The sequence below is a fragment of the Collinsella sp. TF10-11AT genome (genome assembly GCF_003437565.1).
Lineage (GTDB): Bacteria > Actinomycetota > Coriobacteriia > Coriobacteriales > Coriobacteriaceae > Collinsella.
On sequence record NZ_QSQW01000006.1, the window covers coordinates 102,829 to 126,759 of the forward strand.

The following is a 23,931-nucleotide window of genomic DNA, read 5'->3' on the forward strand; positions in this document are numbered from 1 at the left end:
CCCTTCGGGGGCGGTTTTTTGATCCTTTGGGGACGGAGGAAAACGGATCGCTGGGTTAGACTGACCTCCTCGGTGATCCATTTTCCTCCGTCTCCAAGGGGTCAAATCTGTTGGCGTGGGGCAAATCTGTCCGCGCGGGCGGGTAGGATGGAAACATTGAATATTGCGAACGGTTTGAGTGGAGGACCATGCCTGTTCGAATCTATACCACCAACGCCGGCGCGGATTTGAGCGATGCCGAGGCGGCGCTGCTTGCCGACCTTATTGCCCGCCACGGGCGTGCCGTGCTGCTGGCGCCAACGTTTGCTGAGCTCGACCTGTGCCGTCATGATGCGGCGGAAGCCGGCGTTTCGCTGGGTATTGACTACAAGACGCCTACATCGTGGCTTCGCTCGCTTTGGGAGCTTTTGGGCGACGGGCGCGGTTTCGTCGACAACCTGCAGCGCCAGATGCTGTTTTCGGACATGGTAGCGCGCCTCGACGACGCCGACCTGCAGCCGCTTTCGCGCAGCCAGGGCACGGTGCGTATGCTCGCGCGTATGGCTCGCGATGTGCTGCCGGGTGTGGCAGGGACAGGCACCGAGCGTTGCTGCGACAACGCTTGCAAGCCCAAGCCCAAAAGCGACGCCGAGGCTCGCGTGTTTGAACTTTTGTGCGCCTATGCGCGCGGTTTGGACCGTCGAGATATGGTCGAGCCCTGCGAGGCGGCTGACATTATGGCCGATGCCCTGGCCGATAACCTGCCGGCGTGCACCCGCGCCGTATGCGTGCGCGGTATCACGTCGTTTACGCACGGCCTGCTCGAGCTGCTGTCTGCCGTGGCGAACAATGGGGGAGAGGTCGTCGTACTGCTTGCCTGCGAGCAGGCGGCGATGCGCGAGGAGCTTGCCGCGGCATTTGATGCCCGCGGTGTGCTGTTCGAGGCCGCGCCGCTGAGGGAGGACGCCGTCGCGTCTGATGCCGCTTGCGGGACCGCCGCTCAGCCTGCCTTTATTGAGGTCGCCGGCCCCCATGCCCGTGCCCATGCTTATGCGGACGCCATCGATAAGTTGGCGAAAACGCACAAGGAGTCCAAGGACGATAAGGCTGCTGCAACGCCCGCCGACCCCGTACGCGTGCTCGTTGTTTCTGCCCGGGCACCCCAGCTGTTCGGTGAGCTCGCCTCTCGTCTGGCGGCTCGTCATATCGCTGCCGAGACAGTTGAGTTCACGGCGTTTTCTCAATCCATTGCGGGCAGGCAGTTCACGGCGCTCGCCAACCTGATCGAGCGTATGAAGGCCGCCGACGAAGGGGCAGCTTCTAAGACTGAGTGGTGGCCCGCGCCGGAGCTTACCGACTGGATTTACAGTCCGCTTTCGGGCGCTGATGCCGTCAATGCCCGTACCTTCGATAAGAATATGCGTCTCTCGCGCAGCAAGACTACCGCGGGCGTTAAGAGCCTGCTGCAGAGCGTCCAAGGCCAGGTGAGGGGCGCGCGCAAGGCGGCGAGCGACGAGAACTGGTTTAAGAACGTGCCGTGCGTGGTCTCGGACGTGTTCCAGGCGCTGTGGCGTGACAAGCCCGTGACGGCGCTCAAGGCCATGCTTGCCGTTGCCGAGGCGTTGCCCGATCGCTCGCTGGGCAGCTTGGATGGCCAAGCCCGTCGCCAAGCGGAGGTGGCCCTGCTGCGCCACGTCATCGGCATCCTTATGAATGGCGCCCGCGCGCTCGACGTGTCGCAGGCCGCGATCGTGCCCGTGCTCGATGGCATTCGCACCAAGGTGGACAAGCGTAGTACCGCCTACGATTACGAGACCTACGAGGTTGACCGTGCGCCACGTGCTCAGGTTCGTTTTGCTTCGCTTGCCGATGCGGCGGCTCTGCGCCCCGGCAGCTACGATGCTGTGCTGTTTGCCGATGTCGATCTGGACAGCTATCCGCTCTCGCACGAGGAGGGACCGCTGGCTACGCTGACGGCGAGCCTTGGTCGCGAGGGCGTGACGCTTGAGCCTGCGGCCCTGCTGCGCGTGCGCTTTGGCCGTGCGATGCAAGCGTCGCGTGGTCCGGTTGCGCTCGCCCGCGTGACGCACGATCGCCAGGCGCGCGAGTGCTATCCGGCTGCCGTGTGGACCGAGCTGCGGGCGCACGCCGAGGCCGCTGACGCCGACAAGGCCGCTGACGATGCTAGGGCCGCTGACGATGCTAAGGCCGCTGACGATGCTAAGGCCACTGGTGACGCTAAGGCCGCTGACGCCGACAAGGCGAAGTGCGTGGGTGAGGGCGATATCGTAAGGGACTTCGATCCCGCGGCAGGCGAAGGTCTCAAGCGCGAGCGCGTGACCTGTGAAGCCCCTCAGCATCTGAGTGCCGAGGCCGTGCCGTATTTGGTCCTGCGCCGTCGCGATGGCGAGGGCGAGGGCGCGCGGCTCGTGCCGCGCCTGACGTCCGCCTCGCAGATCGAGGCCTATTCCACCTGCCCGCTGTGCTGGTTCGTCTCGTATCGCGTCAAACCTCAGTCCATCGATACGGGCTTTGGCAACATGGAGAAGGGCAACTTTGTCCATGACGTGCTGGAGCACTTGCATGCACGTCTTCCGCAGGAGGGCATGGAGCGCGTGACGCCCATGAATCTGCCGCGCGCGCAGGGGCTGTTGCGCGAGGTCTTTGCCGAGACCCTGGCCGAGCATGCGGGCAAGCGCGGTACCGAGGGCCCGCTGGTGCCGCTCTCTCCAGTGGAGGAGCGCCAGGTGGCTGAGATCTTGCCGCAGCTGGAGGGCGTGCTTGCCTACGAGTCCGAGGCGCTCACCCCCTTTGCTCCGCGCTACCTGGAGTTTGCGTTCAACGAGCTCCAGGTCGAGTATGCCGGTTGGCCGCTCGGCGGGCGCATCGACCGCGTGGATGTGGATGCCGAGAATCGCGCCGTGGTAATCGACTACAAGCATCGCACGGGCGTTGAGGAGTTTAAACTCGCCGACCCCACGGTGCGCGACGAGGAATCGGGCGAGGCCGCCATCGACGACCCGCGGTGGCTGCCGCCCCATACCCAGACGCTTATCTATGCGCAGGCCATGCGCCGGGCGCTGGATCTGGATGCCCGTGCGGCGCTCTATTTTTCGACCAAGGGCGGCAAACCGGCGCTGCGTGGCGCCGCGAGTGCCGAGCTGCTCGAGGAGGAGCGTGGTGACGGCCGCATCCCGGGGCTTAAGAAGGGCTTTCCCGGCGAGGGTGGCAGCATGGACTTCGACGCCCTGCTCGATCGCGTGGAGGCCGGCATCGCCGAGCGCCTGCACGAACTCGAGGCAGGCGACGTTGCCGCCGTCGACCCGACGTCGGCTCAGGCCGCGCATGCGCGCTGCTCGTATAACCACGAAGGAACGTTTGTAAGGAGGGACGTGTAGACCATGGATCTTTCGACTTTGATGCCGCAACAACTGCAAGTCGTCAAAACGCTCGACCGTCCGCTGTTTGTCTCGGCGGGCGCCGGTTCGGGCAAGACCTTTACCCTCACGCGCCGCATCGTCTACGCGCTCTCGCCCGAATCCGGTCCGTTTGTCGAGCATCTGGATCAGGTGCTCGCCATTACCTTTACCAAAGATGCCGCGGCCGAGATTCGCGACCGCGTGCGTCGCGCGCTTATCGAAGAGGGTATGGACGAGGAGGCCCTGACCGTCGACGACGCTTGGATCTCGACCATTCACGGTATGTGTTCGCGCATCCTGCGCGCGCATGCGTTGGAGCTGGGCATCGATCCCGAGTTCACGGTGCTTACCGATACCGATGAGCTTATGGATCAGGCTGTTGAGCATGTGCTGGCCCGCGCGACGGCGCCCGATGCCGCCCCCGAGCTCGCGGCATCGCTCAAGGCCCTCTACGCCTGGTATCCCATGGCGGGCGAGGGCGGTCCCTTTGGCGCCGGCACGACCATCAAGGGTCTGGTGCGCGACCTGCTGGAGCTCTCGAGCCAGCTGCCGGGCGGTATGGACGACGTGCGCGTGGCGCGCGGCCAGGCCGACACCTCGGCCCTTGCCGATGCCTATCGATCGGCGTTGGGCGCAAGCAAGGCCGCGACCGAAAAAGCGCAGACGGCGCTCGATGCCATCGACGCGTTCGAGGCGAGCGGCAAGACCATGGCCGATGCGGCGCGACTCATGATGTCGTGCACCATGCCGCGCGCGAGCAAGGCATTCCCTAAGGAGCAGGTGGAGCTACTCAAGGCAGAGGCCGCCGATGCGTTTATCAATATCGTGCTGGCCTGCGGCGGTCCCGCGCTCGAGGCACTGGTGGGGCTTGCCCGTGCTGTAGAGGCTGAGTACCGCGCGCTCAAGGCCGGCCAGTCTGCCCTCGACAACAACGATCTGCTGCGCATGGCCTACGAGGCCCTGCGCGATTACCCGGCCATCCGAGCGGCATACGAGGGTCGCTTTAAGATGGTCATGATCGATGAGTTCCAGGATACCGATCAGATGCAGGTCGACCTGATCCGTTACCTGACGGGTGCGGGGGAGCGCGCGTTGTGTACCGTAGGCGATGCACAGCAGTCGATCTACCGCTTCCGCGGGGCGGAGGTCGAGGTGTTCCGTCGCCAGGAGCGCAAGGTGGGCTCGTCTGCCGCGCCCGAGGCGGCGGCCGTCGCTGGCACTGCTGCCGATGTCCCCGCCGGCGAGCTCGTTAAACTTGTGCGCAACTTCCGCAGCCATGACGAGGTGCTGCGTTACGTGGCACGCGTCTTCGACGGCGATGACGGCGGCCTGATGCAGGGCTTTTTGGATCTTGAGGCGAGCGACGGCCGCAAGGACACGCTGGTGGCAGACGCCTCGCGTCGGCAGGCGCTCTTTGTTGCCGGCGGCAGTACGCAGGAGCGCACACAGGCCAAGGCCCGCGCGATCGCGGAGCGGTTCCGCGCGCTTGCCGATGCCGGTCAGCCCCAGGGCGGCATGGTGCTGCTGCTGGGCCGCATGACCAACGCCGACGTCTATGCCCAGGCTTTCCGCGACCAAGGACTCGACTGCGTGATCGCGGGTGGCTCGGTCTTTGCCCAGGCAGCCGAGGTGCAGACGGTGCGCGCCCTAGTCTGCGCGCTCGCCAACCCGGCCGATACGGCGCAGGGCCTTATGCCGCTGCTCGCCTCGCCGATGTTTGCGCTCGGCGCCCAGGAGTTCCTGGCGCTGGCGACCAAGCTCGATAGCGAGACGGGGGAGACCTCGCGCCGGAATATCGACGCGGGCATCATGAGCGATTCCGATGTGCCCGGCTTGCAGGGCTTGCCACTGGTGACGCGCGCCCGCGAGGTGCTGCGCTATGCGCTGCGCCGCGTGGGACGTGATTCGTTCGCCAACATCGCGCGCGACGTGGTCAACGCCTCCGGCTGGTTTGTGCGTCTGGCGCAGCGTGGTCCCGAGGGCAAGGCCATTGCCGCCAACGTGCTCAAGGCGCTCGACGCCGTGGCCGAAGCGGAGGCCGAGTTCGGTAACTCGCCGCGCTCCATTGCGCTGGCCTTTGACCGCTTCCTGGCGGGCAAGGAAGCCCCGGGCGCGCTCAACGAGGAGGGCGACGGCGCGGTGCGCATCATGACGGTGCACGCCTCCAAGGGCTTGGAATATCCGGTCGTGGCGGTCGCCGAGTGCTTTGGCGTGCGCAAGTCCTCGGGTGCGGCACAGATGGGTCGCGTCGAGGGCGGAGCGCAGGTCGTGGCACTGCCGGCACGCTTCGACGGCGTTAAGCTCGCCGACGGAACCTTTGTGAAGGGCGACGACGTTAAAAAGCAGTTTGAGCATGCGTTTAAGGGCAAGGGCACGTCGCTGTGGCTGCCGCCGGAGCTCATGGAGGACGTCTGTGCGACGGGTTCTCCCGCCGAGGCATTTGCTCGCCTGCGCAACGATGACCTGCAGCTTTCGCTCGAGGAGCGGGCTCGTCTGCTCTATGTGGCCATGACGCGTGCGCGCGAGCTGGTGATCTTGGCGATGGATGCCGGCGTGAGCCGTGGCAAGCTGTGCGCGCCGACCTTCGACGTCGAGACCGATCTGACCTATGACGTGCTGCGCCGTATTTTGCCGACGGACGGCCTGGACATGCCACAGCTCGATGCCGACCGCCTGGTGTTCGACAACTCCCAGCCGGGCGACTACGAGCTTATCTCGCTGGCGGACTTTACGTTTGGCGAGCAGGCGTTTGAGGCCAACGCTTTACTGGATGCCGAGGGCAGGCTTGTCTGCGGCGATGCGGAGCCGGAGGGTGCCGGTGCAGATGCCCGCGCCGCCGTTCCCGGTCCTGCCGACCCCGAGCCCGATGCGTTTGAGCTCGTGTATCCCCAGGCGGTGGGCGTGCGCATGGGCGCCTGTCCGTTCCCGGCGCGTGACTCGTATAGCTACTCGTCAATTGCCGCGGCGCTCCATGCCGAGTCCGAGGACCGTGCCGCCGAGGCACACGTGCCCATGGACGAGGCTGGCGATGATGCCGAGTCGGATGGCTCGGAGATGACGGATGCAGACGTGGCTGCTGTCGAGCCCGCCGGCAATCCCATGGCCTTGGGTTCGGCCTTCCACGCCGCATGCCAGTGGCTCATCGAGATGGGTGCCGATGCACTGCCCACCGCGCGCGCCGAAGCGCTGGCGCGTCTGTGGCGCTTGACGCCGGAGCAGCGCGAGCGCTTCGACGTTGCCCTGGACCGCTGGCTCAAGTCGGCTGTTCGTGCCGACCTGCTCGCGTGGCCGTGCGTTCGCGCCGAGGTGCCGTTCTTCTCGCTGGGTTGCGAAGACGAGGACATCGCCCGCTACGGTGCCTATGCCGAGGGCGCCATCGACGCTTTGGCGACGAACCCGGCGGATTCGTCACGCGCGCTGGTCATCGACTACAAGACGGGCGGCACGCCGGACGAGACGCCGGAACAGCTGCGGGAGAAGCACGCCCTGCAGGCGCGCGTCTACGCCGATGTTCTGCACAAGGCGGGCTTTGAGGCCGTGACCGTCAAGTTCGTCCGCGTGGAGCAGGCCGATCCCGCCAACCCCTGCGAGCCCCAGGTGGTCACCTACAACCTCTAACCCTCAACAACCTGCGGTGGAATACGGACTGTTTTGGCCAAAAAAGCCGCCAAACAGTCCGTATTTCATCGCAACTCAATAGGAGCCGTGTGGGTTTGGCTAGGTTCGGGTGCTGTCCGTGCCGTGGGGTAAAATCGTTCAGTCAGAACACGAACCCGCATCGGAGCTCATCACATGGCATTCGTCCATCTGCACAATCACACTGTCTTCTCCATGCTCGACGGCGCAACCCGTATCCAGGATATGGTCAACCGTGCCGTTGAGCTGGGCATGCCCGCCGTGGCCATTACCGACCACGGCTACATGTATGGCGTACCCGACCTGGCGCTGGCCTGTGACGCCGTCAACCACAACACGCCCGAGTACAAAACCTGGAGCCACGACAAGGCCTTCTTGGAAAAGGACCGCCGCGACGAGCTGGTGGAGCCCGACCCCGAGGAAAACCCGCGCGAGCATGCCCAGTATGTGAAGGACATGGCCATGTGGGACGAGAAGGGCAACATCGACGAGCTCAAGCCGCCCCTGGTCATCAAGCCCATCTTTGGCTGCGAGGTTTACTTTACGCCGGACGAGACCCTTGCTCGCGACCATAAGCCCGAGCTCTACCACATGATCCTTCTGGCCAAGGACCAGGAGGGCTACGTCAACCTGATGCAGACGGTCTCCGAGGCCGCCGTTCAGGGCTTTTACTACAAGCCGCGCGTGACGCTCGACAACCTACGCCGCCACGCCAAGGGCATGATCTGCACCAGCGCCTGCATCGCGGGCATCATTCCCAAATACATCGACCGCGGTGACATGGAGGGCGCCATCAAGTGGGCCGAGACCTTCCGTGATACCTTCGAACCTGGCGACTTTTATATCGAGATCCAGGAACACGGCATCACCACCGACAATGGCCTGACCGACGAGCAGATGGACCGTACGCTCATCGATATCGCCAAGCAGGTGGGCGTCAAGGTCATCGCCACCAACGACTTCCACTACCTGCGCCGCGAGGACGCGCCCGTGCAGGACGTCATCATGTGCATCGGTATGAACGCCAAGGTCGACGACCCTAACCGCATGCGCATGACTGGCTCGGAGTTTTACATGAAGACCGAGGAGGAGATGCGGGCGATGTTCCCGTATTGCCCCGAGGCCTGCGACAACACGCTCGAGATCGCCGACAAGTGCTACGTTGAGCTGGACTGGGACTCCATCATCCTGCCGCGCTTCCCGCTGCTCGATCCCGGCGAGACGCACGAGAGCCAGTTCCGCCGCGAGTGCGAGAAGGGCCTGCGCCAGCACTACGGCGACGACTGGGCCACGCGCGAGATTGGTGGCGTCAACATCAAAGAGCGCTTTGAGTACGAATACAAAGTCATCTGCGACAAGGGCTTTGCCGCCTACTTCTTGATCGTTGCCGAGTACGTGCAATGGGCCAAGGACAACGGCATCGGCGTCGGCCCCGGCCGTGGCTCGGCCGCCGGCGCTATCGTCGCCTACGCCATGAACATCACCGCGTTCGACCCGCTCGAGAACGGTCTGATGTTCGAGAGGTTCCTGTCCCCGCAGCGTACCGAGATGCCCGATATCGATATGGACTTCGACGATGAGCGGCGCCTCGAGGTCGTGGAGCACGTTCGCCAGCTCTACGGCCCCGAGAAGGTCACCCACGTCATCACCTACTCGACCATTAAGGCCAAGCAGGCCATCAACGACGCTGCGCGCGTCCTGGACTACCCGGTCTACATGGGCCAGCGTCTGTCCAAGATGGTCTCGAGCGACCCCAAGGTCAAGCTCAAGCAGGTGCTCGAAAAGCAACCCGGCAAAGAGGATCTGTTTAACCCCGATTTTGCCGAGGCCTATAAAAAGGACGACGACGCCCGCCGCATCATCGACACGGCGCTCTCGATTGAGGGCCTTACCCGTGGCGAGGGTGTGCACGCGTGCGCCGTTCTGATCTGCCGCGACCCCGTCAACGAGCACGTGCCCACCAAGCTCGACACCAAGGGCGGCGTCGAGATTACCCAGTACGAAGGTCATACCGTTGCCGACATGGGCCTGCTCAAGATGGACTTCTTGGGCCTGCGCACGCTGACGGTTATCTCCAAGGCCAAGGCAAACATCAAAAAGAACTTCGGCATCGACATCAAAGAGGAAGAGATCCCCTTTGACGACCCCGAGATCTTTAAGCTCATGGGCTCCGGCCATACCGCCGGCGTCTTCCAGGTCGAGTCCGCCGGCATGACGGCCACGATCAAGAACATGAAGCCCACCGAGTACAAGCACGTCGTGGCATTGATCGCCCTGTACCGCCCGGGCCCGCTGGGCGCCGGCATGGTTTCGTCCTACATCAACCGTATGAACGGCAAGGAGCCGGCCGTCTCCTACGACGACCGCCTGGACGACATCCTGGGCGAAACCTACGGCACCATGGTCTACCAGGAACAGGTTATGCTCATCTCCGTCGAGATGTGCGGCTTCTCCAAGGGCGAATCGGACTCGCGTATCCGTAAGCCCGTGGCTAAGAAAAAGATCAAGCTGCTCACGTCGACGGTGCTGCACTGGGAGGATGGCTCGGACGAGACCACCTACGACCACTGGATGAACGGCGCTATCAAGAACAACTACACGCGCGAGGTCGCCCAGAAGATTTGGGACGATGTTCTCGAGTTCGCATCCTACGCCTTCAACAAGTCGCACTCCGCCGGCTACGCCATCCTGGTTATGCAGACGGCGTGGCTCAAGGCGCACTATCCGCACGAGTACATGGCGGCCGTTCTGACGTCCTATACGGGCAAGACCGACAAGATCGTGCACTACGTCTCGGCGTGCCGTCACGACGGCATCCCCGTGCTGTCGCCAGATGTCAACGAGTCCGGCACCGAGTTCACGGCTACCAAGGAGGGCGTGCGCTTTGGTCTGGCCGGCATCCGCGGCGTGGGCACCGGCGTGGCGCAGGCGATTATCGCCGAGCGCGAGGCGGGCGGTCCATTTAAGACACTGCACGACTTTGTCGAGCGCGTGGACTCGAGCCAGGCCAACCGTCGCGTAATCGAATCGCTGATCAAGGCAGGCGCCTTCGACTCCACGGGGTATCCGCGTCGTCAGATGATGCACTTTGTGGACAAGAACAACCCCGAGAACATCATCGACGCCGCGATAAAGCGCCAGAAGGACCGCGCGAGCGGCCAGACCTCGTTCTTCGACATGTTTGGCGACGTTGAGGGCTCGGGCTTTGAGGTGAGCGTGCCCGATCCGGACGGCCAGGAGTGGGACCGCCACCTTAAGCTGAGCCAGGAGAAGGAGGTTCTGGGCATCTATGTCTCGGACCACCCGCTGCGCCCGTTTGAGTATGCACTAGCCAAGGCGCGCGACTTCTCGTTCTCGCAGATCGATACCGGCTACGAAGTTCAGAATCCTACGGGCGGCACCATCAACCAGGAGATTCCCGAGGGCAAGGCGCTGTGGTGGGCCGGCATGGTCTCGAGCGTGTCCAAGCGCGTGACCAAAAACGGTGACCCCATGGGCATCGTGCAGCTCGAGGACATGGAAGGCGAGGCCACCGTCGTCGTGTTCCCCAAGACCTATAAAGAGGCCGAGGGGTACCTGTACGGCGAGGTCGATCCCGAGACCGGCGCGCAGCTGTCCGATGCCTTTGTGCGCATTAAGGGCAAGCTCGAGCGCTCGGACCGCGGCGACCAGATCATCGCGCAGGAGATCGTGCCGCTCGAGCTCAACGAGGAGAACAACAAGCCCAAGGTGTTTGAGGTCATGGTGCCCAACAGCCGCTTTAGCCAGGGCAATATGGCGCGCCTGGCCACGGTGCTCACCGCTAACCCGGGCGGCGACCGCGTGGAGATCTTTATCGAGCAGGTGGACGGGCGCGTGCTGCGTGCCGAGGTACCTGCCAAGGTCAACGCGCGTTCGATTCCGCTGCTGGCCGAGGCCAAGGCCATTGTGGGTAACCAGGGCCGCGTGACGGTGATCTAAGCTACCCCGGGTGAGATTGGAGGAAGTGATGGCGCAGGGGACGTTTGTGCAGGCGCTTCGCAAAGAGGCGGCGTTGAGCGGCACCTTTATGAAGGGGCGTTCGCTCATGCTCAACGGCGCCGTGCTGTCGATCGAGGACAGCGGCTCGCGCTTCTCCAAAAACGTGACGGTCGAGGGCTCGGTGCGCGGTTCGCGTGGCGACCTGTACAAGACGCACGTGGCGCTCGACATGGACGAGCACGAGGTGATCGACTACGACTGCGATTGCCCCGCCGCCTATCGTTACCCCGGTATGTGCAAGCACGCTATTGCCACGGCTCTGGCGTATTTGGATGCCAGCGGCGCCGAGCCCGTCGAAGGTTTGCGCACGCCGGTTCGCACGTTTACGGCGCAGTCGAAACAGCCCGCGCGCACCGCACCCAAAGCGCCGGCCGTCAACCCCAACTTTCCCTTTCCGGCGCCCGTCCCCACGAGCCCGAGCCTTGTGGCGGCGCTCTCCGATCTTTCGGACGCGCGCATGGATGAGCTGGCGAGCATGCGCCGCAAGCTTGCCGGTGCCGTTGATCCCGACGCCCCCAAAGCGGCATTGGAGCCCTCGTTGGTGCCGTACTACAATCCGCTGTTCGCTGACCGCTTTAGCTGGGCGCTCGAGTTCCGCATTCGCTGTGGATCGGTCTCCTACGTGGTCAAGGACATCGACGGCATGGCCGATGCCTACGTGCGCGGCGGCACGTTCTCCTATGGCAAGAAGCTCACGTTTGTCCATTCACCTGAGGCCTTTGACGAAACATCGGCAAAGCTGCTCAACCTTGTTGTGACGACAGTTGCCTATCTCGATGACATCACAAGCTCGCGTTCGGCGTCGTACGACTTTGCCCGCAGCGGTTTTGTTGCCGAGCGTCAGTTGCCGCTGTCCGAGCATAGCATCGTATATGTGCTGGACCTGCTGCGCGGCCAGACCATCTCCTTTGAGCCCGCCTGGTCGCGGGGGATGACGACGCATCGCACCTACGACGTGGCGGTTGAGCTGTCTCCGCAAGGGGAGGACGAGGCATCCGCTAAGCGCCCACCGCTGCTTGCCGCCAAAATCGCGCCGGCGGCTGGTGGTAGCTATGACCTGCGCCTGCCCGCCGATATGTACTGCTTTGCGTCGGGCGATGCCGCCTACTTGGTTGACACGCGCCGCGCGCGCCGTACCGACGCTGCATTTGCTCAGCATGCCGCACCTTTTTTGTCGCGCTTGCTGCCGTGCCGCACGCCCGCCCATATTGCCGCCGAGCAGGTGGGTGAGTTCTGCCGTATGGCGCTGCCCATTTTGCGCGACTATACCGACCTCACCGCGCCCGCCGCGCTCGATACTGTGGCACCCGAGGCGAGCTTTGCCATGGCAATCGGCGTCGACGATGGTCTTGTGACCTGCAAAATTACGGTTACCTACGGCGATTGGTCGGCTGATCTCTTTAGTCTTGGTGCTCCGGGCAGTCCTTTCGAAGAGCAACGCCCCGGCGTTCCGCCCCGCGATACGCTGGCGGAGTTTCGCGTTATGGACACGGCTGCCATGTACTTCGATTTCTACGAGGGCGGCCTGGCGTTTGAGGAGCGCGATGACGAGAGCCTGTTCCACTTGCTGACCGAGGGCCTGTCTGCCCTGTCCGAGCTGGGCGAGGTCATGCTCAGCGACCGTCTGCGCCAGATTTCGGTCCGCCCTGCGCCCAAGCTCTCGGTGCGCGCGACCGTCAAGAGTAACCTGCTCGATGTCGAACTGGGCGCGAGCGGCCTTTCGGCGGCAGATCTTGCCATCTATCTGGACTCGTACAAGCGCCACCAGACGTTCGCGCGCCTGACGTCCGGCGACATCGTGCGCCTGGATGAGGGAGCGCGTGCCGCGTTTGGTCTTGCCGAGGACCTAGGCGTCGATGCCGTCGACCTGCTCGACGGCGTGTCGCTTCCCGCGTCGAGTACCCTTTTTGTCGATAGCATGCTCGCACGCACGCCGGCGCTCGAGGCCGATCGCGACGCTGCGTTCCGCCGCACCGTCGAGCGCCTGGACACGCTCGGCAAGATGGACTTTACGGTGCCGGCATCGCTCAAGGCAACGATGCGCGGCTACCAGGTCGACGGATACCAGTGGCTCGGCTCGCTCGAACACCTGGGCCTTGGCGGCATCTTGGCCGACGACATGGGCCTGGGCAAAACGCTCCAGATGATCGCGCATATCCTGGCGCGCGTGGAGGCGGGGGACACCAAGCCCACGCTCGTGGTATGCCCGGCCTCACTCGTGTACAACTGGACTGCCGAGCTGGAGCGCTTTGCCCCGTCGCTCGATGTGTGCGCCATTGTGGGCGCCAAGGCTCAACGTCGTGTACAGATTGCCGGCGTGGCCGAGCATAACGTGGTCGTAACGTCGTATGACCTTATGCGGCGCGATATCGACGAGTACGTCGAGCAGGATTTTGCCCGCGTGGTGCTCGATGAGGCACAGTACATTAAAAATCCGCTCACGCAGGTGGCGCGCGCTGCCAAGCGCCTGCCTGCCGGCGTGCGCTTTGCCCTGACGGGCACGCCCATCGAAAACCGCCTGTCCGAGCTCTGGAGCATCTTCGACTTTTTGATGCCGGGCCTTTTGGGGACGCGCGAGTCGTTTGCCAAGCGCTTTGAGAGCCCGGTCGAGCACGCCGAGGGTGACAGTGCCGCTCGCCTGCAGGCGCTCGTGTCGCCGTTTGTGCTACGCCGCGTAAAGGAAGACGTGGTGGCCGATCTACCCGAAAAGATCGAGGACACCGTCATGGCACAGCTCACCGGCGAGCAGCGCAAGCTCTACCTGGCCAACCAGGACCGCATCGCCCAGCAGGTGCAGCACCGCGAGGCATCCGAGTTTAAAAAAGACAAGCTCAAAGTGCTCGCCGAGCTCACCAAGCTGCGCCAGATCTGCTGCGACCCGCGTCTACACTACGAGGATTACAAGGCGGGGAGCGCCAAGCTCGATACGTGCATGGAGCTCGTGCACGGCGCACTCGACGGCGGGCATCGCATCCTGTTGTTCAGCCAGTTTACGGGCATGCTCGATATCATCGGCAAGCGCTTGGCCAAGGAGGACATCGCCTTCCTTAAGCTCACGGGCGCTTCGTCTAAGGAGAGCCGCGCCAAGATGGTCGCGCAGTTCCAAGCGGGCGAGGTTCCGGTCTTTTTGATTTCGCTCAAGGCGGGCGGCGTGGGCCTCAACCTGACGGCGGCCGACGTGGTCATTCACTACGACCCGTGGTGGAACGTGGCGGCGCAGGACCAAGCGACCGACCGCGCGCATCGTATTGGCCAGCAACATACCGTGACCGTGTACAAGCTCATCGCCAAGGACACGATCGAGGAACGCATTATGCAGATGCAGGAGTCCAAGCGCGACCTGGTCAACAGCGTGCTTGGCGGCGACGGCATCTCGTCGGCGCTGTTCACGCGCGAGGATGTTCTGGCACTGCTCGGCGGTGACGGTCGCTAGCCGCGCGCGGGGTGGGACTGCTGGAGTGGGCAGGACGGTCGACGCATTTTGGCCCGACCGCTTGCCTGATCCGTTATGTGTTCATTTGCAATGCCGTGGATGGTTTGTCTGCCTTTGGGCATAAGAACCATCAAGAACATTGGCACATCAGAAAAGGAGAACATCATGGCGAAATTCTTTAAGGACCCCGACGGTAAGCTCATCGCCGCCCTTGGCAACGACGTTGCAACCCCTGCCGGCTGCACGGAGCTGACCGCGAACACCGAGGACGCGGCGCACGAGAAGCACGTGCCTGTTGTCGAGACCGAGCGCGACGGTCACGTGATCCGCGCACGCGTGGGCTCGGTCGAACATCCCAGCCTGCCCGAGCACTATATTGAGTGGATCGCCCTTGAGGCTGAGGGCCGTCTGGAGATCCATTACCTTGAGCCCGGCATGAAGCCCGCGACGTTTTTTGCCGGCGGTTCCAAGACCGGTACCGTCTATGCCTACTGCAACCTGCACGGGCTGTGGTCCGCGACGTTCTAGGAGCGCGCCCCCGCTCGGGGTATCATAGCTAGCATATGCACATGCGAGCGCCGACTGCATTATGCGGCCGGCGCTTTTACTGCGACAACGATGGTTTACGACGGAAAGGGCTGAGCCATGAAGTTCGCGCTTGCACAGATCGATATGCGCCTGGGTGATATTGAGGGCATTTGCGGCCGCATCGAGGACCAGGCTCGTCTGGCCCACGGGCGCGGGGCGCGCGTGCTGTGCGTTCCGGCTCCGCTCTTTATGGGCGCCATGCCCGGGGGCCTGGTGGGCGCTGCCGACTTTGAGCACGACATGCTTGCCGGCTTGACTGGTGTCGCCGAGCGCATCCAGGAGCTTGACATGATCTGCATCGTGCCCGCGGCGGTTTCGTTTGAGGGTCAGCCGCTGCTCGACTACATGATGCTCAAGGACGGTCATGTGGTGCCGGCGCGTTCGAGCATTGCCCTGCAGCGCGGCGAGAACAATGATACGCGCTGGGCGCCGCCGGTGTTTGACGTGGACGGCGTGCGCATCGCCGTGGTGTTTGACCTGGACCGCGAACTCGAGATGCTGCCGACTGGCGTCGACCTCATTGCGTATTTCCAATTCAACGCGTTTGACATGACCGACCGCGAGACTGCTGCCATTGCCGCCGTACGCAGCGGCGCCTACCGCAAGATCGCATCCAAGCGCAGCGTGTGGTTTGCCTGCATGGCGCCGGTCGGTGCCTATGACGAGTCGGTGTATACCGGCGGTTCGTTTGTGCTCGACGACTGCGGCCGCGTGGTGGCCCAGGCGCCGTGTTTTGAGGAGAGCCTGCTGGTTCAGGAGATTCAGCGCGGCGTGATGCTCGATGCCCTGGAAGATCACGAACTGCCCGAGTTTCGTTCCGAGGAGTGGCTGTGGCAGGCGCTGGTGCTCGCTGTGCGCGACAACGCCCGAGCCCACGGTGCGTCGCGTGCTGTGGTGGCACTCGAGGGTGACTTGCCGTCGTCCCTGCTGGCGGCGCTGGCCGTCGACGCTCTGGGCCCGCGTAATGTGATTGGCCTGGTGCTGGGGCGCAACCGTATTTTTACGCCGGCGCAGGAGGAGGTGGAGGCCGCCCGCTGTGCCGCCGTCCGCGCCATCGCCGAGCGTCTGCACATTCGCACCGTCGAGCGCGATGCACCGGATGCGGCGCGTGTGCTCGATCGCGACGTGTCGGCGGGCGATGCCGAGCGTCTGCGCTCGCGCACGTTGGGCCTCATGCTGGAGGACACGGCGCTCGAGCTGGGTGCGATGGCGCTGAGCCCGCTGTCCAAAACCGAGTACGCGCTGGCGGCGCCCGCCCTTTCCGGCGGCTACCAGGGCGACTTTGCGCCCTTTGGCGATGTGTATCTGTCGACGCTTGAGTTTGTGGCACGTGTGCGCAACCGCACGTCTGCCGTGGTGCCCCAAGAGCTCGTGACGCTCAACGCGGTGGAGGATTGCATGGAACGCGTGCTGGCGCAAGCGCTCTCGACGCTCGACGGTCCGGTCGACATGCTCGACCGCGCGGCGCAGCTGCTCGGTGGGCTCGAACCGGGTGAGGTCGATGGTGCGCTCGAGGCGCACGTGGACCGCAATCGATCTTTCGACGACATCCCGATGGCCGCTGGCAAGCCTGAGGCCTGCTCGCTGCTGCTGATGCTCGTTCGACAGGGTGAGGCTGCCCGCCGCATATTGCCGACGGCACCGATCGTCTCGTCCCGCTCGTTTGCCGAGCGCTCTTGGCCGTACATGCTCGCCTGGTCCGACCTGGGGCTTAATGGCAAGGAGCGTATGTCGGTCGATTCGCTGGCGCGCGCCGAGGTGCGCCGTTTTGCTGACGAGGATACGAGTGAGCGCATGCGAAACGAGATGATGGGCGTGCTGGGCGAGCTACTGGGTATTTCGCCCGAGCAGATGGAGGAGCTGCGCTCCGAGGACGGTCAGCGTCGTTTGCACGAGGGAATGAAGAAGTTCGAGGGCGAGGTTCAGGACGCCATCGATAAGATGATGGGCGGTCAGGGCGGCTCGCAAGGTGGTCCCCAGGGTGGTCCGATGCCGCATCCGCCGGTGGATCCCCGACAGTTCCCATTCTTCTCGCAGAACTAAACTGGGGACGGGGCCAAGGTTACGCGGTTTTGCCAAACCGCGTAACGAGTCGACGCTGCGCGAGCCCCTGTCGGGCAATCTGCCGCTCAAACCGTCGCTTGCGTACAGAAGTACGCGGCGCTCCTCTTTCGCGACACCTTGCCACGGCAGGGACTCGCTCGCTGACTTATGCTCAACCTATGGTTCAACCTTGCTTGTTAGATACGGTCGCTGTTGTGTTATTCTAGAACAGACGTTCGTGAATAGTGCGCGAGGCCTTGTCTTGCGCCGTACTTGTGGCGAGGGGAGGTTGGCTTGGTCATTTTGGGTATCGACCCCGGTTTGGCCCATACGGGTTGGGGGATTATCGAGGAGCGGCGTGGCGAGGTTCGCTGCCGTGCCTACGGTTGTATCGAGACCAGCGCGGGTAGTCCGCTCGCGGTGCGCCTGTCGCATATCGCCCGCGACCTCAAGGGTGTCGTGGAGCGTTATCGACCCGATACCGCTGCCATCGAGAGCATCTACTTTGGCGCTAATGTCCGCTCGGCAATCCCCACGGCACATGCCCGCGGTGCCGCGCTCGTGGCGCTTTCGGAGTGCGCGCTCGAGATCGGCGAGTACACGCCTATGCAGATCAAGCAGGCTGTGGTGGGTACCGGTGCCGCAGATAAGCGGCAGGTCGCCTACATGGTGCGCACGCTCACGCAGCTCGATCACGACCCGCATCCCGACCATGCCGCCGATGCCCTGGCCTGCGCCATCTGCCACGTTAACCTCAGCCGTACCCGGGCGCTTACCGGCGGCGAGTTCTATCAACAGAGAGGAACCGGATACTGATGATCTCCCAGCTCCACGGAACGCTTGTCGAGGCCACGATGAGCTCTGCTGTCGTCGATGTGTCGGGCGTTGGCTTTGAGCTCGGCATCTCGGGCAGCACTGCGGCCACGTTGCCGACGCCCGGCGGCGAGGTCCGCCTCTACACGCGTATGCAGGTGCGCGAGGACGCCATGACACTTTTCGGTTTTTCCTCTAAGGATGAGCGCACGATGTTCGATCGGCTCGTGTCTGTCTCGGGCGTTGGCCCGCGCTTGGCGCTCGCCGTGCTTTCCACCTATACCGTGGGGCAATTGTATTCGCTGGTGATGGCCGAGGACGACAAGGGCATGGCCAAGGTGCCCGGTGTGGGCAAAAAGACAGCTCAGCGTCTGATCCTGGAGCTCAAGAGCACCTTTGCCAAGGACAAGGGCTTTGTGCCGGTCGACGTGATTCCCGGCCAGGTTGCGATGCCCGTGCCCGCTGCCGCTCCCTCGGCCATCGATGACGCCCGTGCGGCGCTCCTTTCCATGGGCTTTAGCCCGCAGGAGACCGATGTTGCCCTGAGCGGGTATGATGGGCAGAACATGCGTGTCGAGGATCTGCTCGGCGCGGCGCTTAAGCGACTCGGAATGGATGCGTGATGTGGGAAGCCGATGACTCTCAGGACCTGTGGGCGACGCCCGGCAACTCGCCGGCGGCATCCATGGCGCACGGCGAGCGCATGGTGGGCTCGGAGCTGACGGCCGAGGACCTCGATGTCGACCGCACTTTGCGCCCCCAGCGCCTGGACGACTACTGTGGCCAGGAGCACATCAAGCAGAGCCTGCGCGTGTTGATCGAAGCGGCGCAGAGCCGTGGCGAGACGCTCGACCACGTGATCTTCTCGGGTCCTCCGGGCCTGGGCAAGACCACGCTGGCCACCGTTATCGCCAACGAGCTGGGCGCTCAGATCAAGACCACGAGTGGCCCTGCCATCGCGCGCACCGGTGACCTGGCGGCTATCCTTACCAACCTGCAGCCGGGTGATGTGCTGTTTATTGACGAGATCCACCGCCTCAACCGTTCGGTCGAGGAGGTCCTGTACCCCGCGATGGAGGACTTTGCCCTCGATATCGTGATTGGCAAGGGTCCGGCGGCGCGCTCGATTCGCCTGGATATCCCCAAGTTTACGCTGGTAGCGGCAACGACCCGCTCAGGCATGTTGACCGGCCCGTTGCGCGACCGCTTTGGCATTTCATATCGCCTGGATTACTACACGGTCGAAGAACTCGCGCAGATTGTGACGCGCTCGGCGTCCATCCTGGGCGTGACGATCGACCACCCCAGTGCGCTCGAGATCGGCTCGCGTTCGCGCGGCACGCCACGTCTTGCCAACCGCCTGCTCAAGCGCGTGCGCGATTACGCACAGGTGCGCGGCAACGGCCCTATCGAGCTCGATATCTGCCGCCAGGCGCTCGAGTTCTTCGAGATCGATGAGCTTGGTCTGGACTGGATGGATATTCGCATTTTGGAGACACTCGCTAAGACGTTCTCCGGACGTGCCGTGGGCCTGACAACGCTTGCCAGCGCGGTGGGCGAGGACCCGGGAACGCTCGAGGATGTCTATGAGCCCTATCTGCTGCAGTGCGGCTTGATGATTCGCACGCCCCAGGGCCGCCAGGCAACGCTTCGCACCTTTGAGCACTTGGGGATTGAACCTACCATTTAGGGCGCTTTGTTTTGGCGGGCTGTTAAGCTATCGCTGAGCATTGGATAAACATATCGCCATTCATCGGTTACGGGTGTTTTACTATTGCGCGCCCGTGCTATGCTGAATTGGTCTTTTTCTCATTCGGTAACGAAAGGACCGCTCATGCCTACTGACATCGAAATCGCACGTTCTGTCACGCCACTGCCTATTACCGAGGTGGCCAAGAACGCCGGCGTCGACGTTAAGCACCTTATTCCGTACGGCTTCGACAAGGCTAAGGTCGACTATTCACTGCTCAACGAGCCGACTGATCACCAGGCCAAGCTCGTCCTCGTGACCGCTATCAACCCAACGCCTGCGGGCGAGGGCAAGACCACCACGACCATCGGTCTGGCCGATGGCCTGCGTCGCCGCGGCGTCAAGAGCGCCGTGGCCCTGCGCGAGCCTTCGCTCGGCCCCGTCTTTGGCGTTAAGGGCGGTGCTGCCGGTGGCGGCTGGGCTCAGGTGATCCCCATGGAGGATATCAACCTGCACTTTACCGGCGACTTTCATGCTATCGGTGCTGCCAACAACCTGCTGGCCGCCATGCTTGATAACCACATCCAGCAGGGCAATCAGCTCGGTATTGACGTTAAGCGCATTACTTGGAAGCGCGTCGTCGATATGAACGACCGTCAGCTGCGCCACGTTATCGACGGCATTGGCGGTAAGGCCCAGGGCGTGCCGCGCGAGGACGGCTTCGATATCACCGTCGCCTCCGAGGTCATGGCAATCCTGTGCCTGTCTACGAGCATCAGCGACCTCAAGGAACGCTTGGGTGAGATCGTCGTCGGCTACAGCTTTGCCGGCGAGCCCGTCCGTGCCCGCGACCTTAAGGCCCAGGGTGCCATGGCCGCGTTGCTTAAGGACGCGCTCAAGCCCAACCTGGTGCAAACGCTCGAGGGCACGCCCGCGTTTGTCCACGGCGGTCCCTTCGCCAACATTGCCCACGGCTGCAACTCCATCATGGCTACGCGTATGGCGATGCGCTTTGGCGATGTCGCCATTACCGAGGCCGGCTTCGGTGCCGATCTGGGTGCCGAGAAGTTCCTCGACATTAAGTGCCGCATGACGGGCGTTCGCCCCAGCGCCGTCGTGGTCGTCGCGACCGCTCGTGCGCTGAAGTACAACGGTGGCGTTGCCAAGGCCGACCTCAACGACGAGAACCTCGATGCCCTCAAGGCCGGCATGCCTAACCTGCTGCGCCATGTTGACAATATCCAGAACGTCTATGGTCTTCCCTGCGTGGTCGCCATCAACCGCTTCCCGACGGACACCGAGGCCGAGCTTGCGCTCATCGAGTCCGAGTGCCAGCAGCTCGGCGTCAACGTTAAGCTTTCCGAGGTCTGGGCCAAGGGCGGCGAGGGCGCGCTCGACCTGGCCGATGAGGTCATGCGCCTGATTGAGCAGCCGAGCGAGCTCAAGTTTGCCTACGAGGACGGCGCCGATGTGGCCGATGCCCTCGAGGCCGTCGCCACCAAGGTTTACCGCGCCGATGGTGTCGACTTTACGCCGGCTGCCAAGCGTCAGCTCGCCGAGCTGCGCGAGAACGGCTTTGGCAACCTGCCGGTGTGCGTCGCCAAGACGCAGTACAGCTTTAGCGACAACGCCAAGGCGCTGGGCGCTCCCGAGGGCTTCCGCATCACCGTGCGCGAGCTCAAGGTTTCCGCCGGTGCCCACTTTGTGGTTGCGTTGACTGGCAGCGTTCTGACCATGCCGGGTCTGCCCAAGGTTCCCGCGGCCGAAAACATCGACGTCGACAACGACGGCAACATTACCGGCCTGTTCTAAGCCTGCTGCCCATAGCTGCTTGTCCGCCCCGCCGTGCCCACAAGGCCCGGCGGGGCTTTTGTTTTCTAGCCGCGCTTGTCTTGTAGATATGGACGGGCTCTGTCCGTCACGGGCTTTTGCGCGGGTAGAATGCATGGATAACTTGATGCTTACGGGCGACGGAAAGGAATCGTTGCATGGATCAGGACAAGACAACCGTGATGGGCGGCTACGGTTCCGCGCAGGCTGGCGATAGCGCCGATGCGACCCGCGTTGTTCCCAACCCCGGTTATACCGACCCCGCCGCGACGCAGCCTTCTGCCGAGCCAACCCGGGTTATGGGCTATGGCGACACAGCGCGGGATTCTTATGCCGTATCTTCGCAAGGCCCCTATGGCAACGCAGCTCCGGACCCGTTTGATTACGCGCCGCAGGATTCTTATGCCGCCTCGACGCCGAATCCCTATGATGACCTGCCGCAAAATCCCATTCCGCAGCCTCAGCAGACGACGTATATGCCTCGCACGGCGCAGTCTCGCTACGAGTCGCGCGAGCCGTATCGCGAGTACCCCAAGTCGATTCCGCAATATGGCGAGGACGAGGAGAAGAAGCCGTCGCGTTCGTCGAGCGTGATCAAGAAGATCCTCATCGTGCTGGCGATCTTCTTTGCGCTGTCGGTTGTGTTTGCCATTGTGTCGGGCATGCTCAACAAGCGAGGGAGTTCAACGGCTGATACCGCTGCCGAGCAAACCGAGTCCGCCTCGTCTAGCACCGTCGATCTGAGCGATATCCCGGGGCAGTACTGGTCCAACGCCAAGAAACTTCTCAAGTCGCGCGGCGCCAATCTTTCGAATGCCGTGGTCCTGACTGATGATGGCTCAACGCCCGTCATCGATGCCAACTGGGTCGTTACTTCTGCTTACTATAACGACAGCGGCAACCTCGAAATTCAACTCACGCACAAGAATAGCTCGGGCAACTCGCCCGACGGCCAAAGCGGTACCGACAGCTCGAGTTCCAATACGCTGGAGGACTTGAGCAACAAGGCACAGGAGTTGGGAGACAAGGCGCAAGAGCTGGGCGATACGGCACAAAACCTGGGCGACACCGCGCAGAACTTGGGCGACATGGCGACGGGTGCCTGGAATGCACTGCAAAACGGCATCTCGGGCGCGCAGGGAAACTAGCTGTTAAGCGGGCTACAGCTGCTCGGCCGGACGGTCGGGCGAGCTAAAGCCCGAGTCAAACGTAACGACGCATGAGGCATTGGGTCGGCGCTCGTGCACGATGCGCGTGACGAGCTCCAACAGCTCCTCGTCGGATATGTCAAAGTCGTCGGGACGCACCAGGTCAAACGAAACGAACCCGTCGTGCTCGTGCAGGTCGTGGATGGAAAGCGCGGGGTCGATCTGCGCTACGCCGCGCTTGACCCAGCCGCGCAGGTCATCACCGGTTGTTGCGATGGGGTCGCAGTGCAGCGTAATGCCAATGCCCATCTGGCGTTTGATATCGTGCTCGATGGTGTCCAGAATCTCGTGGTGCTCAAAGGCATCACCCTCGCCGGGCATTTCCACGTGTGCGCTGGCAAACTGACGGCCGGGGCCGTAGTCGTGTACCATGAGGTCGTGCGTGCCCAGGACCTGGGGGTACGACATGATCCTGTCGCGGATTTCCTGGACGAGCTTGGGGTCGGGCGCTTGCCCCAGCAGCGGGCTGATGGCGTCGCGCACCAGGCCCATGCCGCTGATGCAAATGAAGACGCCCACGCCCAGGCCCGCCCAGCCGTCGAGGTCAAAGCCGGTCGTTTGCGAAATAAGCGCCGCTGCTAAGACCGAGCCCGAGGTGATGACATCGTTTTTGGAGTCCTGCGCCGTGGCGATGAGCGTCTCCGAGTCGATGCGGTCGCCCAGCGTGCGGTTAAACGCGGCCATCCAGAGCTTAACGAGCATGGACGCAGCCAGTGCCGCAAGGGAAACGAGCGTGTAGGCGGTGGGGGAGGGCTTGATGATCTTGGTAACGGACTCGAGCACCAGGTTGATGCCGACGGCACAAACGAGGACGGCGACAAACAGGCCGGCGAGGTATTCGTAGCGGCCGTGGCCATAGGGGTGGCCTTCGTCTGCCGGGCGGCTGGCAAGGCGGAATCCGAGCAGGCTCACGATGTTGCTCGAGGCGTCGGAGAGGTTGTTGAAGGCGTCGGCGATGAGCGAGACGGAGCCGGCGAGCAGGCCCGCGATGCCCTTGGCTAGGCACAGGGCAATGTTGAGGCCAATGCAGATAAGGCTTGCGGCAAAGCCCGCGTTGGTGCGACAAGTTGTATCGACCGGCTCGTCCTCACTGCCGGGAACAAGCGTATGTACCAGCCGATTTACAAATAGCATGGCAATCGTCCTCACAATCATGGTTAAGGGGATAGTGTAGCTCGCATGGGCGCACCGTGCGCCGATGCTCAGAAAATGCAGCAATGGTCTGCTGGTGCTAACGAGTGGGGCTTCTTGTCCGACCGGGTGCTCCATTTT

General features: G+C 63.3%; 12 protein-coding genes. 11 read left to right on the plus strand and 1 reads right to left on the minus strand.

What is annotated here, in order from left to right:
* Positions 1 to 188: 188 nt before the first annotated feature.
* The 11 genes from DXC99_RS05810 (at position 189) to DXC99_RS05860 (ending at position 22,599) form a co-directional block, all read left to right on the plus strand.
* Complete coding sequence (locus DXC99_RS05810) at positions 189 to 3,377, plus strand: PD-(D/E)XK nuclease family protein (protein WP_117629577.1); 3,189 nt, start codon at positions 189 to 191, stop codon at positions 3,375 to 3,377.
* 3 nt (positions 3,378 to 3,380) lie between these two features.
* Positions 3,381 to 7,016 carry a UvrD-helicase domain-containing protein gene (locus DXC99_RS05815; RefSeq protein WP_117629578.1) on the plus strand — a complete coding sequence of 1,212 codons (3,636 nt, stop codon included), beginning with the start codon at positions 3,381 to 3,383 and terminating at the stop codon, positions 7,014 to 7,016.
* 174 nt (positions 7,017 to 7,190) lie between these two features.
* The gene (dnaE, locus tag DXC99_RS05820) at positions 7,191 to 10,994 is read left to right on the plus strand and encodes a DNA polymerase III subunit alpha (protein WP_089572165.1); all 3,804 of its coding nucleotides are present in this window, start codon (positions 7,191 to 7,193) and stop codon (positions 10,992 to 10,994) included.
* 28 nt (positions 10,995 to 11,022) lie between these two features.
* Positions 11,023 to 14,487, plus strand: coding sequence for an SNF2-related protein (locus DXC99_RS05825; protein ID WP_117629579.1), 3,465 nt, complete (start codon positions 11,023 to 11,025; stop codon positions 14,485 to 14,487).
* Positions 14,488 to 14,652: 165 nt separating this feature from the next.
* On the plus strand, positions 14,653 to 15,015 hold the full coding sequence (locus DXC99_RS05830; RefSeq protein WP_117629580.1) for a desulfoferrodoxin family protein: 363 nt from the start codon (positions 14,653 to 14,655) through the stop codon (positions 15,013 to 15,015).
* A 117-nt stretch (positions 15,016 to 15,132) separates the two neighbouring features.
* The gene (locus DXC99_RS05835; RefSeq protein WP_117629581.1) at positions 15,133 to 17,118 is read left to right on the plus strand and encodes a hypothetical protein; all 1,986 of its coding nucleotides are present in this window, start codon (positions 15,133 to 15,135) and stop codon (positions 17,116 to 17,118) included.
* 294 nt (positions 17,119 to 17,412) lie between these two features.
* Positions 17,413 to 17,934: a crossover junction endodeoxyribonuclease RuvC gene (gene ruvC, locus DXC99_RS05840; protein ID WP_035137351.1), complete on the plus strand. Its 522-nt coding sequence runs from the start codon at positions 17,413 to 17,415 to the stop codon at positions 17,932 to 17,934.
* The gene (ruvA, locus tag DXC99_RS05845; protein ID WP_055310211.1) at positions 17,934 to 18,554 is read left to right on the plus strand and encodes a Holliday junction branch migration protein RuvA; all 621 of its coding nucleotides are present in this window, start codon (positions 17,934 to 17,936) and stop codon (positions 18,552 to 18,554) included. Before ruvC ends, ruvA begins: the two co-directional genes overlap by 1 nt.
* Positions 18,554 to 19,621, plus strand: coding sequence for a Holliday junction branch migration DNA helicase RuvB (gene ruvB / locus DXC99_RS05850; protein WP_117629582.1), 1,068 nt, complete (start codon positions 18,554 to 18,556; stop codon positions 19,619 to 19,621). The genes ruvA and ruvB overlap by 1 nt, the downstream gene beginning before the upstream one ends.
* A gap of 144 nt (positions 19,622 to 19,765) precedes the next feature.
* Positions 19,766 to 21,433 (plus strand): formate--tetrahydrofolate ligase, encoded by a 1,668-nt coding sequence (locus DXC99_RS05855; RefSeq protein WP_117629583.1) that lies wholly within the window; start codon positions 19,766 to 19,768, stop codon positions 21,431 to 21,433.
* 176 nt (positions 21,434 to 21,609) lie between these two features.
* Entirely contained in the window at positions 21,610 to 22,599 is a 990-nt protein-coding gene (locus DXC99_RS05860) for a hypothetical protein (RefSeq protein ID WP_089572154.1), read from the plus strand.
* A gap of 12 nt (positions 22,600 to 22,611) precedes the next feature.
* On the opposite strand, the gene DXC99_RS05865 is transcribed toward DXC99_RS05860, so the two are convergent.
* Positions 22,612 to 23,793, minus strand: a complete 1,182-nt coding sequence (locus DXC99_RS05865; protein ID WP_117583976.1) for a cation diffusion facilitator family transporter — start codon at positions 23,791 to 23,793, stop codon at positions 22,612 to 22,614.
* Positions 23,794 to 23,931 lie beyond the last annotated feature (138 nt).

Excerpts from the sequence above, each read along its gene's own strand:
- DXC99_RS05810 (WP_117629577.1), top strand. The coding sequence starts at position 189 with ATGCCTGTTCGAATCTATACCACCAACGCCGGCGCGGATTTGAGCGAT.
- DXC99_RS05815 (WP_117629578.1), top strand. The coding sequence starts at position 3,381 with ATGGATCTTTCGACTTTGATGCCGCAACAACTGCAAGTCGTCAAAACG.
- dnaE (WP_089572165.1), top strand. The coding sequence starts at position 7,191 with ATGGCATTCGTCCATCTGCACAATCACACTGTCTTCTCCATGCTCGAC.
- DXC99_RS05825 (WP_117629579.1), top strand. The coding sequence starts at position 11,023 with ATGGCGCAGGGGACGTTTGTGCAGGCGCTTCGCAAAGAGGCGGCGTTG.
- DXC99_RS05830 (WP_117629580.1), top strand. The coding sequence starts at position 14,653 with ATGGCGAAATTCTTTAAGGACCCCGACGGTAAGCTCATCGCCGCCCTT.
- DXC99_RS05835 (WP_117629581.1), top strand. The coding sequence starts at position 15,133 with ATGAAGTTCGCGCTTGCACAGATCGATATGCGCCTGGGTGATATTGAG.
- ruvA (WP_055310211.1), top strand. The coding sequence starts at position 17,934 with ATGATCTCCCAGCTCCACGGAACGCTTGTCGAGGCCACGATGAGCTCT.
- ruvB (WP_117629582.1), top strand. The coding sequence starts at position 18,554 with ATGTGGGAAGCCGATGACTCTCAGGACCTGTGGGCGACGCCCGGCAAC.
- DXC99_RS05855 (WP_117629583.1), top strand. The coding sequence starts at position 19,766 with ATGCCTACTGACATCGAAATCGCACGTTCTGTCACGCCACTGCCTATT.
- DXC99_RS05860 (WP_089572154.1), top strand. The coding sequence starts at position 21,610 with ATGGATCAGGACAAGACAACCGTGATGGGCGGCTACGGTTCCGCGCAG.
- DXC99_RS05865 (WP_117583976.1), bottom strand. The coding sequence starts at position 23,793 with ATGCTATTTGTAAATCGGCTGGTACATACGCTTGTTCCCGGCAGTGAG.